Below are 15,787 nucleotides of genomic sequence, written 5' to 3'. Positions count from 1 at the left end.
TACGTGATAATAACTTTGGAATCTTATGCCGGGTAATACTGCAATATTGTCCGGCATACTTTTTTTCATAATGGATGTTTCATAGGCATTTCAATTTAAATTAGACTTATTGTTAGCAAATGTGATTATTCCTATTTCTTTTGTACCAATATCCGATCTGCTTTCTGCGAATATTTAATCGGAATCGTGTTATATATGGTTTTCATGACATCTTCCAAGTTATCGAATAAAACTAATTTCCCGTTGCATTTCAGTTGTGCAATGTTTTCATCATAATCGATGGGTGTATCATAATAGCGGGACAAACGTTTTAATATATTGGATAACGGCTCGCTTGCAAACTGAAGGTAACCCTCTTTCCAACTGATATAATTATTGACATCTATCTGTTGGACGGATATTTTATCCATCGATACGGATAACATCTGGTTGGGCTTTAAGCGAGCTTTTTCTTTATTAATGCTGACATCCACACATCCTTCCACCAATACGACTGAATAATCAGTATCTTCATCATAGGCTGTGACATTGAATTGAGTTCCCACGACATTTATAGTCATGTGGGAGGTGTTGACATAAAAAGGCTTGGCCTTATTTTTCTCAACTTCAATATATATTTCACCGTCGACCCAGATTTCTCTTCTATCAATTTTGAATGTTGTCGGGAATTTAAGTGTGGAGCCGGAATTAACCCAAACTTTGGAACCGTCGGCTAACGTCAGGCTCGATCGTTTCCCTTTGGGAACAATCAAGGTGTTTAATGCAGTTTCTTCTTCTTCTGTTTTTGAAACTTTTATTTGTTCAACTCCTGCGTTTGCGGTGATTTCTCCTTTCTTGTCATATTTAATATCTGCATCTTCTTCGAATGTGATAGTTCTGTTATTGGCCAACACTAATTGTATATCTTTTTGATTGACAGTGCTGCTGTCTGCTACAACAAGCAGGTTTTCGTGTGGAACTTCATTCTTGCCAGAAAAGAATGGTTGCAACAGAACCAGAAGCAGGGCGGCACAGGCTACTGCTGATACTGTCAGATATATCCGGAATCGACGTCGTTTATTCCTGTTTTCTATATCTTTCTGTATTAAATCAAATAAGTTCCGTTTCTCTTCCGGAGAAAGTTTTTGAGTGTTCAATTTTATTGATTTTAAGATGCTTATCGCTTCTTCTATCTCATCTGTCAGATGTGGGTTTACCTTAATAAATTGCTCCCAATAAAGATTGTCTTCCTGAGTCGGAAACAATCTCCATTGTATAAAAGACTTATTCTGTAACCACTGATTCGATAGCATATTCGATTAATTTTCATAATATAGACGATCCGGAATTTTTTTTGTTCCCATTTTTTCTAAATATTTTCGTCACGCATGCGTTTTATTGCTCTGGATATAAGTTTTCTTACAGCAGGGGCGGTCATATCCAACAGGTCTGCCACATCTTCGTACTCCATTTCTTGTATGAAGCGTAAATAGACAGCTTCTCTCTGTCTATCTGTCAGGATTTCCAGTAAAGTCTTTATTTCTGTTTCAAGAGCCAGCTTGTCTTCATTAGCGATCAACTCATCTAAAACAGAAGGTTCGATTAAAAACGGTAAGTCCGGAGCTTCAACGATATTTTCTTTATTGAGGGATTTATAGATGTCGAACAGGCGGTTTTTGAGCATTCGGAATAAATAGTATTTCAAATGTGTGATTCCTTCCAGTTGCTTCTTGTTTATATAGAACTTGAAAAAAGTATCTTGTATCGCATCTTTGAGCGTTTCCCGTTCGAATCCTAACCCTATGCCATAGGCGAACAGTTCGTCGACATATTTATTATATATCAATGAAAAAGCATTGTTGTCTCCTTTCAGGAATGAAAATAGCAGAAACTGCCCCTCTTCGTCGTTTGCTTTTTTATTTTCGTCGTGTTCGCTTATATTACTCACTCAAAAACGGATCTTCTTTTCTTATTGAATACAAATGTAGTAAAAAATACTATTCCGGAATGAAAAGCATTTGTTATGTATCACTATTAAGCTATTTATTAGCTATTTCAGTATGGATGTAACCCTTGAAAGCATTTTTCGCGTCATGATTTTGTTATTCAGGAAACTGACTATGTAGCCGGTGATACAAGCGGCTATCAGCGAGCCTTCCCTGACTCCTTCAATCCGTCGTGTGAAGATCAGCGATAGTAGAATTGCAATCGTTACCAGGGTAAAGTCAAATACGACTTTGAACTTGCCGAATTCTTTGTTATAACGGCGTGAGGCATAATTGACAAATCCTTCGGCACTCATCATCGCTACCTGAGGCTTAATCTCTAACACGACACCGATAGACTGGACAACGCATCCGATCAATAATAACCCGATCGACATGATGTAATTGGAAGGCTGTAAACCTTCTGTTATTGCCATATTAAAATCGATAAAGGCAGAAAAGAGGAATGAAAACGGGATTTGCAGAAGGATCGAAATCCTGTCCTGGCGGCTTTGGATTCCACGTATAAGCCAGAATTGACCTAATATAAGTAATACATTGACAATGAAAGTGCAAGTCCCTAAAGAAAGCGGGCTGTTGAGGCTTAATACATAGTTTACACTTGAAATGGGAGTTGTCCCTAATGTAGAGTGTATGATTAATACAATTCCGGCTGCTAAAAAATATAATCCGATGATAAATACCAAATACTTTTTTAAAATGATTTTTATATTCATATCTCACGACAATAATTTAATCAGATCTAATTGCTTCCCGCAATTAAGTGTATGCAAATGTCGCTATTTTTTTGTGAAGCAAATTGTATTTTGGGTGAAAAAACGTTATTCGTGAGGGCTATTTTTATTGTGTATTCGCCGGAAGGATAGAAAGATTTTGTATCTTTAGAGCAACTAAACAGGGTATCTTATGTTTGAACATTTTGATTTTCAGCAGATGATCAGTGCATTCATTGTATTGTTTGCTGTGATTGATATAATTGGTTCTATACCAATCATAATCAATCTGAAAGAAAAAGGTAAGGATGTGAACGCCATGAAGGCTACGGTTATCTCTTTTTTATTGATGATCGGGTTCTTTTATGCGGGTGATGTTTTGCTGCGGCTTTTCCATGTGGATATCGAGTCGTTTGCAGTGGCGGGATCGTTTGTGATTTTCCTGCTCTCTCTGGAAATGATCCTGGACATAGAAATCTTTAAAAACCAGGGTCCGATAAAGGAGGCGACGCTTGTGCCGCTGGTCTTTCCTCTGCTGGCCGGCGCCGGTTCATTTACTACGTTGTTGTCTTTGAGGGCGGAATATGCCAATGTTAACATCGTGATCGCGTTAATACTGAATATGGTATGGGTGTATTTTGTTGTCCGGATGACGACTCGTATCGAACGTTTTTTCGGGAAAGGCGGAATTTATATTATCCGGAAGTTTTTCGGCATTATTCTACTGGCGATATCGGTCCGCTTGTTCACGGTTAATATCAATCTGTTGATGGAAGCGATACAAGGGCATTGAGCAGGAACTATAAAGCTTCCTTTTTGTTTTTTACCTGTCCTTTTGGGACAACCGAATAGCTGCTGTAATCTCCGGCTAACTGGTTAGGCATCAAGTTTACGGATTTAACAGCAATGCTGTTCCCTTTTTTCGTAAATACCAGACACTGGTCGTTTAGTTTTCTTTCTTCCAGATTGAATACCATATTCGGATTAAAATGCTGCCCGTTCACCCGTACTTCAAAATGGAGATGTTCGGTTGTTGCCCGTCCGGTGCGCCCTGTCAGTGCGATCGGCTGGCCTGCTTTTACGTGGTCGCCCGGTTTAACGAGGTTTTTGGAATTATGGCTATAGACGGTTTCCAACCCGTTATAATGGCGCACTACGACTACATTCCCGTATGCGTAGTAAGGTTTTGCCAGACGAACGATCCCTTCAAAAGCGGATACGATTGTGTCGTTTGCACAAGTTTTCAAGTCCACACCCGAATGATGTCTTCTGCGCCCGGCATAAGGAGAGATTACTTTGGCTCCGGGTAAGGGAAATGCATAATCCTCTTTTTGTATGAGGCTGAGGTCGATCAGCATGGATGTTTCGTCGGCCATCAGCTTCGGATCCGCTACGGCGATATCGCTTTTCTCTCTGGCTGAAAAGTTCTCTGTTATATTTTTACGTGGAGATGTTTGCGGGTTCAGTTCCGGTTCTTCCGGGAACAAAAAAGCGAAATCTGTGGCAGGAAGAGGCACTTCTGTTACCGGCAGGACCAAAATTGATTCTTGTTGCGGGACAGGTTGCGTTTGAGCCGTCCACAAAGAGTGGCAGGCACTTAATACAAATAATATGATGATTAACAGTAGACTATAGTGTGTTTTAAACATCTTGTGAAATTGTTAGCGCTACAAAAATAGGGAAAAACGGCTAAAGAAAATATCTCCTTTTTATTTGTTTACATATCATTCCGATTTCTTTATATTTATTATTGTAGCGGAATTTGAGAGGGATTAAGTGAAAAAAGGCTTCCGAAATTGCTTCGGAAGCCTTTGAATGCCAAACTATTTGTGATTACTCACTTATCATTTGAATAAAGAACGGGCAATACCCAGTTCCAAACCGCGTAATTCAGCCAAGCTGCGCAGACGGCCGATGCAGGAATAACCTGGGTTTGTTTTTTTATGCAAGTCGTCGATCATCTGGTGGCCGTGATCCGGACGCATGGCGATCGAGCAACCGCGCTCCTGCTCGATTTCGAGAAGCGCTTTCATAACTTCATAAACATTTACGTCGCCTTCCAGCAAGTTTGCTTCGTAGAAGTTTCCGGCTTCGTCGCGTTTTGTACTGCGTATGTGGACAAAGTCGATACGGTCGCCGAAGCGTTTCATCATACCGGCCAGATCATTATCGCCACGCACACCGAACGAACCGGTGCAAAGGCACAAACCATTGCTCTTATTCGGAATCGCTTCGATCAGTTTGCAGAAATCTTCTTCTGTGCTCAGGATACGTGGTAAACCGAGAATAGGATAAGGAGGATCATCCGGATGGATAACCATGCGTGCGCCAACTTCGTCGGCAACCGGAGTAATCTCTTTCAGGAAATAGATCAGGTTGGCACGAAGTCTTTCCGCGTCGATATCTTTGTAGCGATCCAGTTCTGCACGGAACTGGTCCAGTGTGAAGCTCTCTTCCGAGCCGGGCAGACCTGCGATCATATTCCGGACCAGCAATGCCTTGTCGTCTTCCGTCATTTCATCGAGACGGGCTTTTGCGATTGCTTTTTCTTCGTCCGTATATTCCTGTTCGGCAGCAGGGCGTTTCAGGAGATAAAGGTCGAAAGCCATGAAAGCGGCACGTTCGAAGCGCAACGCCTTGGAACCGTCCGGCATGGTGTAAGCCAAGTTGGTACGCGTCCAGTCCAGAACCGGCATGAAGTTATACGTGATCACACGAATGTCGCAAGCAGCCAGATTGCGGATACTTTCTTTATAATTATCGATATATTTCTGGAAGTCTCCACTCTGTGTCTTGATATGTTCGTGTACAGGAACACTTTCCACAACGCTCCAGCGCAAGCCGGCAGCTTCGATCATATCTTTACGTTTCTGGATTTCCTCTACTGTCCATACTTCTCCGTTCGGGATATGGTGCAAGGCATTTACAATTCCGGTTGCGCCGGCCTGGCGGATATCGGAAAGGCTAACTGGATCGTTTGGTCCGTACCAGCGCCAAGTTTGTTCGCATAAATACATAATGTCTTGTTATTAATTAGGATTAAATAGAGAATGCATCAAACCCACCGTCTACAATCGCAATTGTTCCGGTTACGAATTTAGAAGCGTCGCTGATCAGATACTGGATTGTTCCGAACAATTCTTCCGGTGAACCCAGACGTCTGAACGGAGTATGTGCAATGACTGATTCGGCACGCGGAGTATAAGAACCGTCCGGATTAGTCATCAAAGTACGGTTCTGCTCGGTCAGGAAGAATCCCGGAGCGATCGCATTCACGCGCAAACCTTCACCGAATTTGATTGCCAGTTCGCCAGCCAGATATTTAGTCAGGTTGGAGATAGCCGCTTTGGCAGCACCGTAACCGACCACGCGTGTCAACGGACGCAAAGCAGATTCGGAAGAGAAATTCACGATCGCACCTTCTTTCTGTTGTGCCATTACATCAGCAAATACCATTGTCGGAAGAACTGTTCCGAACAGGTTCAGATCAACCACTTTGCGGAATGCATCTATGTTCAGGTCGAAAATAGTGCTGTCCGGTCCGATAGTCGCACCTGCCATATTTCCGCCGGCTGCATTCAGCAATGCATCGATACGGCCGTATTTAGCTAAGATGTCTTTTTTGTTCTGTTCCAGGACTTCTTTGTTCAACACGTCAGTCAGGTAGAAGCTCGCTTCTCCTCCTTTTGCCTTGATTTCGGCAACAATCTGTTCTCCTGTTTCTGCTGCACGGTCGAGAATCACGATTTTAGCACCTTCTTCAGCCAAGTGGCCTGCAATACCCCGACCAAGGATTCCGGCTCCGCCGGTAATGATAACGACTTTGTCTTTAACGCAAAATAAATTAGCCATGTTTTTATTGTTTATGTTGTGATAATTCCATTGTTTCTGTTGTATTGTGCTCGCGCACACATCGGGCACAAAAGTATAGTATTTATTTATCAAACAAAAAGAAAACAAGGAAAAAATACCTTTTTATGTTTTCAAATATAATTGTTGTAGTATTTGATATTCTCTTTTATCAGAATGTCGATCGGCATGTAATTGATCTGCTCGACTTTCTCTTTCAGGACCAGATGGCGGAACAGAGCCCGTATGCAATTGAATCCTTGTACCTCCGGCCGTTGGGCGATCAGATGGGTGATATTGCCGTTGTTCAGGCAGGTGATGTTTGAATCGATCACATCATAACCGATCAGCCTGAACTTTTCTCCTTTTGCCTGGAAATATTTGCCTAATAAATGAGCGCGCGAGTTGAATATGATACCGGCACTGACTTCCGGATGTTCCTTGAGGAAGGCATCCAGAACCTGGATGTTCTTTTCCGGTTCGTCGGCATGCAGTTGTACGGAATAAATCCGTCCGTCGTAGTCCTTTTCTGTGAGATAATTCCGGAAACCTTCTTCCCGTTTCATGACTTGTGTCACCTGCATTTCTCCTTTGCGGATAAAGCGGAAGATGGCGATATTCTCTGTCGGATTGATCTGTTCGTAAAGAAGACGACCGGCGATGTATCCGGAGTCATACGAGTTGGTCCCGTAGTAAGCCACGCAATTCGTGTTTTCGATGAATGCGTCAATCAAAACATATGGAATCTGTAATTGGTCCAGCCGGGAGGTCAGCTTGACCACGCTTTCGCGGAACTGTGTCGCAATCACGACGCCCTGGCAGTCCGCCTTCTCGATCCGGGGGATAAGCTCGTCGAAGCTGCCTTTGTCATACTGGTTAAAACACATGCGCTCGACTTCAACATTATAGCTGAACATCTCTTGTTCCGCCTTGTCTATGCCTTCGCACAGTTTATCCCAATATTCGCCTTTTGCAAAAGAGGGGATCAGCGTGATGAAATGATAGTTCTTTTTCAGTGCAAGGGAACGTGCTATCAGGTTAGGATGATAGTCTATCTCTTTTAATACTTTTTCGACCTTTTTCTGTGCCTCTTCCGACACCTTACCCCGATTGTGTAATATGCGGTCAACGGTTCCGGTAGATACGCCGGACATTTCTGCTATGTCTTTTATTCTGTATGTCTTACCCATAAGCTGGAAAAGTTACAGCCCGCAGAAGTTTTCTTTTTGCGGGCTGCCTGTCTGTTTTATAATGATTATTGTTGTTCTGTTGTTGTCGAAATAGAATTTAATTTTCTGAATGTATAGCACTGCATCATGTATATCAGTGGTGCGGCAACGAAAAGACCGACAAAAAACAGGATACAGCCCACTATTGCAATACCGATCATCGCCAATGCCAGCAAAAACAAAGGCATAACCTGCCCTTCGGTGAGCTTCCAGCTTTTTTGAAGGGATTCTATAATGCCGCAATCTTCTTCAACTATATAAGCCGAATAAAATTGCAGGCGGAGAGCCAGATAGATGCCCGGGACAATCAGTAATATTGTACCGATACTAACCGCAATACCCATAATAAGGCTGGCGACAAAATAAGTGACGATCTTGCGGGATTGCTGCCCGTAAGCAGAGAATTGTGGTTCTTCACCGTCAATTGTCTGGAACATGTTTTTGAAATACCCTAACATGAAAATACAACCGATGATAGCGCTGATCAGATTAACGACAATCTTGCCGACCATCGAACCTTGCGCCGGCATGCCGAACAAACTGATGATTGATGATAGGATAAAATATCCGATAAACAGCCCTGCCAGTACCCAAATCTGTGATTTAGTGTACTTCCATGAAGTGCTGAACACTTCTGAGATCATAAACTTTGGTTCCATGTGAATTGATTATTTAGGTTATATATGGCGTAAAATTAGGATAAATTATTGAATAAACAAATTACCCGTTAAAATTATGTAGCAATTCGAACGAATATATTTTCGATCGGTCAAAGTCTTGATATGTCTCTGATACAGAAATATAAAATAAGCAATTTTTTAGTATAAAAGAATGTATAAACGGGAAAAGTACAATAAAAAGATTCTACATTTGTACGTTTTTTTAGCAAGTGTAGCCCGCTGATAGTAACTATTGGACGATAAAATTCCAATTTTGTGTATAAAAAGAAGAGTTCTAAAGGCAGAAAATGATCATTCCAACGGCATGGAATAAAAGTTCCATCGGCATGGAACAAAAGTTTCACGAGCATGGAACAAAAGTTTCACGGGCATGAAACAAAAGTTTCACCCGGTAGAAAACGTGAAACTAAACGGGAAAGAAAATAGGTATTGAATATATATTAATAATGAATATGGATAAACAAATGTTGAGAACTACTATTACCCAATTGAGGCAAATCGCTTTATTTGCAGTGGGGGTGTCTTTATTAACCGCTTGTGGAAACAGCCAGGGCGGTATGAAATTAGGGGATAATGAATATGCTGTTCTGACAGTCAGTTCAACAACCAGTGACCAGTCAACATCCTATCCGGCAACAATCAGAGGTACGCAGGATATTGAAGTCCGTCCCCAGGTTTCGGGTTTTATTGTGAAGTTGTGTGTGGATGAAGGAGCGACTGTCCGCAAGGGGCAGGCTTTATTCCAGATCGATCCGACGCAGTATGCCGCTGCGGTAGGGCAGGCGAAAGCTGCCGTCGAAATGGCCAAAGCAAATGTGAGTACTTTGACGTTGACCGAAAAGAACAAAAAGGCATTGTTCGATCAGAAGATTATCAGTGATTTTGAATATCAGACAGCCATCAATCAGTTGATGTCGGCTAAGGCAAGTCTGGCCCAGGCAGAAGCGTCTTTGGTCAGTGCGAGCCAGAACCTGTCTTTCTGTACGGTGACGAGCCCGTCGAACGGCGTTGTCGGTACTTTCCCGTACCGTATCGGAAGTTTGGTAAGCCCTTCCGTTGCACAGCCATTGACGACTGTGTCTGAAATCGGGGATGTTTATGTTTACTTCTCCATGACGGAAAAAGAACTGTTAGGATTGACGAAAGCCGGTGGTACACTGAAAGAACAGCTGGAAAAAATGCCGGCTGTGCAATTGCAGTTGTCCGACGGCTCGCTCTACCATGCAGAAGGAAAGATCGATGCCGTAAGCGGTGTGATCGACCAGTCTACCGGTTCTGTCAGCATGCGCGCCATTTTCCCGAATGACAAGAATATTCTGAGAAGCGGTGGAACGGGTAATATCGTTTTCCCGTACACGATGGATAATATCATTATGATTCCTCAGGCTGCTACGGTAGAAATCCAGGACAAGAAGTTCGTTTTCGTCCTGCAGTCTGACAACACAGTGAAGAATACGGAAATCCGGGTTTCAAATCTGGATGATGGGAAGAGCTATCTGGTTACGAATGGCTTGAAGTCCGGTGACAAGATCGTGATTGAAGGCGTACAGAAGCTGAAAGACGGCCAGGCTATCGAGCCGATTACTCCGGAACAGCAGAAAGCCAAGTACGATCAGGCTTTGAAAGACCAGCATGACGGTAATCTGAAGACCGCATTTAATTAATTACTCCCATTTGTTCGTTAAAAACAGAAAATATGAAATTAGATAGATTTATAAATCGCCCGGTGCTCTCTACGGTGATCTCCATCGTAATTGTAATCCTGGGTATCTTAGGCTTGTTGACCTTGCCTATTACCCAATATCCGGACATTGCACCTCCAACCGTGTCGGTGAGGGCCACTTATACGGGTGCCAATGCACAGACCGTATTGAATAGTGTGATCGCGCCTCTGGAGGACCAGATCAACGGTGTGGAGAATATGATGTATATGACTTCAAATGCATCAAACAACGGTTCTGCCGATATTTCCATTTACTTCAAACAGGGAACGAATCCGGATATGGCAGCTGTCAATGTCCAGAACCGTGTCTCTATGGCGCAAGGTTTGCTGCCGGCCGAAGTAACAAAGATCGGTGTGACGACGCAGAAGCGCCAGAACTCCATGTTGATCGTATTTGCCGTGTATGATGCGGAAGACCGTTACGACCAGAAGTTCCTTGAAAACTACGCCAAGATCAACCTGATCCCGGAAGTACAGCGTGTACCCGGTGTCGGTGATGCAAACGTGTTGGGTACCGACTATTCCATGCGTATCTGGTTGAAGCCGGATGTGATGGCCGAGTATCATTTGGTTCCGACGGATGTTTCGACTGTTTTGGCTGAACAGAACGTCGAGGCGGCTCCGGGATCTTTCGGTGAACAGGGAAACCAGACGTTCCAGTACACGATCCGTTACAAAGGACGTTTGCAGACTGCCGAAGAGTTTGAGAATATGGTGGTAAAAGCCCTTCCCGACGGCGAAGTGCTCCGCCTGAAAGATATCGCGGATATCGAGTTGGGACGTTTGACTTATAACTTCTCCAATAAAGTAAACGGTCATAATGCCGTAGCTTGTATCGTCTACCAGATGGCCGGTACGAATGCGACCGAGACTATCAATAACATTCAAGACCTGCTGGTGGAATCCGAGAAGACGATGCCGCCGGGAATGAAAGTCGAAGTGTCCATGAATGCCAACGACTTCTTGTATGCTTCTATCCATGAAGTAATCAAGACACTGTTGGAGGCCTTTATCCTGGTGTTTATCGTGGTGTATATTTTCTTGCAGGATTTACGCTCCACGTTGATTCCGGCTATTGCCATCCCGGTTGCCTTGATCGGTACATTCTTCTTGCTTTCAATGATCGGATTCAGTATCAACTTGCTGACCCTTTGTGCTATGGTGCTTGCCATTGCGATTGTGGTCGATGATGCGATTGTGGTCGTCGAGGGGGTCCATGCCAAACTGGACCAGGGATATAAGTCGGCTAAGCAAGCTTCTATCGACGCGATGAGCGAGTTGGGCGGTGCTATCGTTTCCATTACATTGGTCATGATGTCCGTGTTTATCCCCGTAAGTTTCATGGGCGGAACAGCCGGTACGTTCTATCGCCAGTTCGGTCTGACGATGGCGATCGCAATCGGTTTGTCTGCCTTGAACGCCTTGACTTTGAGCCCGGCGCTGTGTGCGATGTTCCTGAAGCCCCACGAAGAAGAACATGAGAATAAGAAGACGACGTTTGTCACGCGTTTCCATAAATCGTTCAATGCGGCTTATGACTCGTTGCTGAAGGGATATAAGAAACGTGTCTTATTCTTTATCCAGAAGAAATGGTTAGCGTTCGGGACAGTTATCGGTTCTATTGCCCTGTTGATCTTCTTCATGGAAGTTACGCCGACAGGTATGGTGCCGAATGAAGATACCGGTACGATCATGGGAGCAGTGACATTGCCGCCGGGAACATCAATGGAACGTACGCAGGAAATTATGCAGCGCGTCGATAGCCTGATCGCTTCTGATCCGGCTGTAAAATCACGTACGGCAATTACCGGTTTCAGCTTTATCGGTGGTCAGGGACCTTCTTACGGTTCGTTTATCATTAAATTGAAAGACTGGGATGAACGTTCGATCATGCAAAGTTCGGATGTTGTTTACGGTAGTTTGTTCATGCGTGCGCAGAAGATTATAAAGGATGGACAGGTGTTGTTCTTTACTCCGCCTATGATCCCGGGTTATTCGGCATCCAGTGATATCGAGTTGAACATGCAGGATAAGACAGGTGGTAGCCTGGAGAAATTCTTTGATGTGTCAAAAGATTATATGGCAGCATTGATCGCCCGTCCGGAAATTAAATCCGCGCAGACGACTTTCAACCCCAACTTCCCGCAATACATGATCGATATCGATGCGGCAGCCTGTAAGAAGGTGGGCATCAGCCCGAGCGATATCCTGATGACGCTCCAGGGATATTACGGAGGTTTGTATGCATCCAACTTCAACCGTTTCGGAAAGATGTATCGTGTAATGGTACAGGCTGATCCTACTTTGAGAACGAATATGGAATCGCTGAAGAATATCAAAGTAAAGAATGGAGATAAGATGGCTCCGATTTCCCAGTTCATTAGTATGACAAAGGTATATGGCCCGGATATTATCAGCCGTTTTAATATGTACACATCCATGAAGGTGATGGTTGCTCCGGCCGACGGTTTTACCAGCGGTCAGGCGTTGAAAGCGATTGCAGAGGTGGCTGCGACCAACCTGCCTGCCGGTTTCGGTTACGAATTGGGAGGTATGGCGCGTGAAGAGGCTGAAACCAGCGGTAGTACGACAGGTTTGATCTTCCTGCTCTGTTTCGTATTCGTTTACTTGCTGCTGAGTGCCCAGTATGAAAGTTACATCCTGCCGTTGTCCGTATTGCTCTCCATTCCGTTCGGTTTGATGGGTAGCTTCCTGTTCGTGCAGGGATGGGCCGCTTTGGGTAATATCCCGGCTCTGAAGATGATCTTAGGTACGATGTCCAATAATATCTATATGCAGATTGCCTTGATCATGTTGGTGGGTCTGTTGGCGAAGAACGCGATTCTGATCGTTGAGTTCGCCCTCGAACGCCGCCGTATGGGTATGAGCATTACGTGGGCTGCCGTCTTGGGTGCCGCTGCCCGTTTGCGTCCTATCCTGATGACATCATTGGCTATGGTTGTCGGCTTGTTGCCTATGATGTTCGCATTCGGTGTAGGTGCTCATGGTAACCGTACGTTGGGTACTGCTGCTATCGGCGGTATGTTTATCGGTATGATTTGCCAGATATTTATTGTGCCGACCCTGTTCGTGGTATTCCAGTACTTGCAGGAGAAATTCAAACCGATTGAATGGGAAGATTTGGACAACAGCGACCTGAATACGGAAATAGAACAGTACGCAAAAACAAAATAAGAGATGACAATGAAGAATCAGATTATATATATGGTGTGTGCAACCGCTCTTCTGAGCAGTTGCCACATCTATAAAGCATACGACCGTCCGGACACGATTGAAACTTCCGGTGTTTACCGGGATCCGGTATCGGCCGTAGACACGTTGGCGGCAGATACGACCAATATGGGAAACCTGCCTTGGCAGGACATTTTCCGTGATCCGAAACTGCAGGCATTGATTGAAGAAGGATTGGCAAACAACGTAGATATGCAAGCCGCCATTCTCCGGGTGGAAGAAGCAAAGGCGCTGTTGACTTCGGCCCGTTTATCTTTCCTTCCATCACTTAACCTGGCCCCGCAGGGAACCATCACCAAGATGGAAAGCACCGGTTATGTAAAAGCTTACACACTGCCGGCTGCCGCAAGCTGGGAGGTTGATTTGTTCGGAAAACTGTTGAACGCAAGCCGCGATCAGAAAGCTACTTATTTGCAGAGCCAATATGCGCAGCAGGCTGTACGTTCGCAGCTTATCGGCGGTATTGCCAATACCTACTTTACCCTGTTGATGCTCGATCGTCAGGTGGAGATCACAACCGAGACTGTCGGTATCTATAAGGAAAATGTCCGCGTCATGGAAGCCATGAAGACGGCCGGTATGACGACGGAAGCTGCCGTTGCCCAGATGCGTGCCGTGTATCATCAGGTATCCGGTTCATTGATCGAGTTGCAACGCCAGGTGCGTGAAGTGGAGAACTCCTTGTCCGTATTACTGGCAAAAGCTCCCCAGCAGATCGACCGCGGTACGCTGGATGAACAGCTGATACCGGAAGAACTGATGGCCGGCGTTCCTTTGCAATTGCTGGAAAACCGTCCGGATGTGAAGATTGCCGAGATGACGCTTGCCAGTGCTTATTATACGACCAACCGGGCCCGTGCCGCTTTTTATCCGGGTGTGAACATTACGGCTACTGCCGGCTGGACGAATGGTTCCGGCGTATCGGTGGCTAATCCGGGACAGTTCATGTTTCAGGCATTGGCTTCCCTGGCACAGCCTATCTTCAACAACGGTAAGCTGATTGCCAACCTGAAAGTGTCGAAAGCCGAAGAGAAGATCGCCCAGATGAATTACCAGCAGGCAATCCTCGAAGCCGGAAAGGAAGTAAGCGATGCTCTTCATCTCTATGATGCGACTAACAGAAAGCTGGTCCAGGACAAGTCTCAGATTGAACAACTGGAAAAGGCCGTTACCTACACAAATGCTTTGTTCCAGTCCGGACAGTCCACTTATCTGGAGATACTGTCTGCTCAACAGAGCCTTTTGAGTGCACAATTGACTGAAGTTTCCGACAATGTCCAGCGTATGCAAGCTGTCATCAACTTGTATAGTGCTGTCGGTGGCGGAAGAGAATAATAACTTTTAAATTCGAATTATTATGATTAGTCCGTTAGCTTATGTAGATGCAAGTGCAAAATTAGGAGCGAACGTAACCGTTCATCCGTTTGCATATATCGATAAGAACGTGGTAATAGGCGATGACTGCGAAATTATGCCGCATGCCAGTATCATGAGCGGTACGCGTATGGGAAAACGGAATCGTGTCTTTAACGGTGCCGTGATCGCTGCCGAACCGCAGGATTTCCAATATAAAGGAGGTGATACGATCGTTGAGATAGGCGATGACAATGTGATCCGTGAAAACGTGGTGATCAACCGCGCCACGACTGCCGAAGGCAAGACGGTTATCGGTAACGGTAACTTCCTGCACGAAGGCGTCCATGTCTCCCACGACACACATATCGGAAACCATAGCGTATTCGGTTATGGCAGCAAGATTTCCGGTAACTGCATGATCGAAGATTATGTTATTTTCGGTGGAAATGTCCTGGTCAGCCAGGGATGCCGTGTCGGGAAATGGTCGATGACGCAGACCGGTTGCCGCTTCCGTAAGGATGTGCCTCCTTATATCGTGGCCGCACAGGAACCGACGACCTATTACGGTGTCAACTCCGTGATCCTCTTGCACGAAGGTGTAAGTGAAAAGGTAATCAAGCACATCAGCCATGCCTACCGTATCATTTACCAGGGCAATACGAGTATCTTCGATGCCTTGCTGATGATCAAGGACCAGGTTCCGATGAGCGAAGATATCCAGCATATCATTGATTTTATCGGTGAGTCTAAGTTGGGTATTATCAAATAAATATGTTTTATATTCAAGGGAGTGAACAAGTTCGCTTCTTGACAAATATAAAGTAAACAGACCTCGTAGAGGCGGTTCGTGAACTGCCACTACGAGGTCTGCTTTTTTGATTCAAAACTTCTTAGTTTTAAGCCTCCTGAAAATAACAAAATATACAATAACCCCCTGTTTCGGCTATTTTTCTATTTCGTCCGAAATCTTGATCGGTTTTGGATTGACTCTTTTCACGAT

At 44.6% G+C, this 15,787-nt stretch carries 13 protein-coding genes; 5 read left to right on the top strand and 8 right to left on the bottom strand.

Going from position 1 to position 15,787, the window contains the following annotated elements:
• Positions 1 to 131 precede the first annotated feature (131 nt).
• From DWU89_RS10390 to DWU89_RS10380, 3 genes are all read right to left on the bottom strand, one after another.
• A complete protein-coding gene (locus DWU89_RS10390; RefSeq protein WP_115499580.1) occupies positions 132 to 1,292 on the bottom strand; it encodes a FecR family protein in 1,161 nt (386 codons plus the stop codon).
• Between the two features lie 56 nt (positions 1,293 to 1,348).
• Positions 1,349 to 1,927, bottom strand: a complete 579-nt coding sequence (locus DWU89_RS10385) for an RNA polymerase sigma factor (protein WP_233547683.1) — start codon at positions 1,925 to 1,927, stop codon at positions 1,349 to 1,351.
• Between the two features lie 102 nt (positions 1,928 to 2,029).
• The gene (locus DWU89_RS10380; protein ID WP_115499579.1) at positions 2,030 to 2,701 is read right to left on the bottom strand and encodes a YczE/YyaS/YitT family protein; all 672 of its coding nucleotides are present in this window, start codon (positions 2,699 to 2,701) and stop codon (positions 2,030 to 2,032) included.
• Positions 2,702 to 2,891: 190 nt separating this feature from the next.
• On the opposite strand from DWU89_RS10380, the gene DWU89_RS10375 reads away from it, so the two are divergent.
• Positions 2,892 to 3,491 carry a MarC family protein gene (locus DWU89_RS10375; RefSeq protein ID WP_115499578.1) on the top strand — a complete coding sequence of 200 codons (600 nt, stop codon included), beginning with the start codon at positions 2,892 to 2,894 and terminating at the stop codon, positions 3,489 to 3,491.
• A 7-nt stretch (positions 3,492 to 3,498) separates the two neighbouring features.
• On the opposite strand, the gene DWU89_RS10370 is transcribed toward DWU89_RS10375, so the two are convergent.
• From DWU89_RS10370 to DWU89_RS10350, 5 genes are all read right to left on the bottom strand, one after another.
• Positions 3,499 to 4,347: a M23 family metallopeptidase gene (locus tag DWU89_RS10370; RefSeq protein ID WP_115499577.1), complete on the bottom strand. Its 849-nt coding sequence runs from the start codon at positions 4,345 to 4,347 to the stop codon at positions 3,499 to 3,501.
• Positions 4,348 to 4,542: 195 nt separating this feature from the next.
• The gene (gene uxuA, locus DWU89_RS10365; protein WP_115499576.1) at positions 4,543 to 5,715 is read right to left on the bottom strand and encodes a mannonate dehydratase; all 1,173 of its coding nucleotides are present in this window, start codon (positions 5,713 to 5,715) and stop codon (positions 4,543 to 4,545) included.
• Between the two features lie 22 nt (positions 5,716 to 5,737).
• Positions 5,738 to 6,550 (bottom strand): SDR family oxidoreductase, encoded by an 813-nt coding sequence (locus tag DWU89_RS10360; RefSeq protein ID WP_115499575.1) that lies wholly within the window; start codon positions 6,548 to 6,550, stop codon positions 5,738 to 5,740.
• A 131-nt stretch (positions 6,551 to 6,681) separates the two neighbouring features.
• Positions 6,682 to 7,737: a LacI family DNA-binding transcriptional regulator gene (locus DWU89_RS10355; protein ID WP_115499574.1), complete on the bottom strand. Its 1,056-nt coding sequence runs from the start codon at positions 7,735 to 7,737 to the stop codon at positions 6,682 to 6,684.
• Between the two features lie 65 nt (positions 7,738 to 7,802).
• Positions 7,803 to 8,435 carry a hypothetical protein gene (locus DWU89_RS10350; protein WP_115499573.1) on the bottom strand — a complete coding sequence of 211 codons (633 nt, stop codon included), beginning with the start codon at positions 8,433 to 8,435 and terminating at the stop codon, positions 7,803 to 7,805.
• A gap of 473 nt (positions 8,436 to 8,908) precedes the next feature.
• Here DWU89_RS10350 and DWU89_RS10345 point away from each other — a divergent pair, with 473 nt between their 5' ends.
• From DWU89_RS10345 to lpxA, 4 genes are read left to right on the top strand one after another with little or no spacing between them, the layout of a single operon-like run.
• A complete protein-coding gene (locus DWU89_RS10345; protein ID WP_115499625.1) occupies positions 8,909 to 10,120 on the top strand; it encodes an efflux RND transporter periplasmic adaptor subunit in 1,212 nt (403 codons plus the stop codon).
• 32 nt (positions 10,121 to 10,152) lie between these two features.
• Positions 10,153 to 13,374, top strand: a complete 3,222-nt coding sequence (locus DWU89_RS10340; protein WP_115499572.1) for an efflux RND transporter permease subunit — start codon at positions 10,153 to 10,155, stop codon at positions 13,372 to 13,374.
• A gap of 3 nt (positions 13,375 to 13,377) precedes the next feature.
• On the top strand, positions 13,378 to 14,766 hold the full coding sequence (locus DWU89_RS10335) for an efflux transporter outer membrane subunit (RefSeq protein WP_115499571.1): 1,389 nt from the start codon (positions 13,378 to 13,380) through the stop codon (positions 14,764 to 14,766).
• Between the two features lie 22 nt (positions 14,767 to 14,788).
• Positions 14,789 to 15,556, top strand: a complete 768-nt coding sequence (gene lpxA, locus DWU89_RS10330) for an acyl-ACP--UDP-N-acetylglucosamine O-acyltransferase (protein WP_115499570.1) — start codon at positions 14,789 to 14,791, stop codon at positions 15,554 to 15,556.
• Positions 15,557 to 15,787: the final 231 nt, after the last annotated feature.

Source organism: Parabacteroides acidifaciens, from assembly GCF_003363715.1.
In the GTDB taxonomy this organism is placed as follows: Bacteria; Bacteroidota; Bacteroidia; order Bacteroidales; family Tannerellaceae; genus Parabacteroides; species Parabacteroides acidifaciens.
This window is presented reverse-complemented; position numbering and strand designations above follow the sequence as displayed.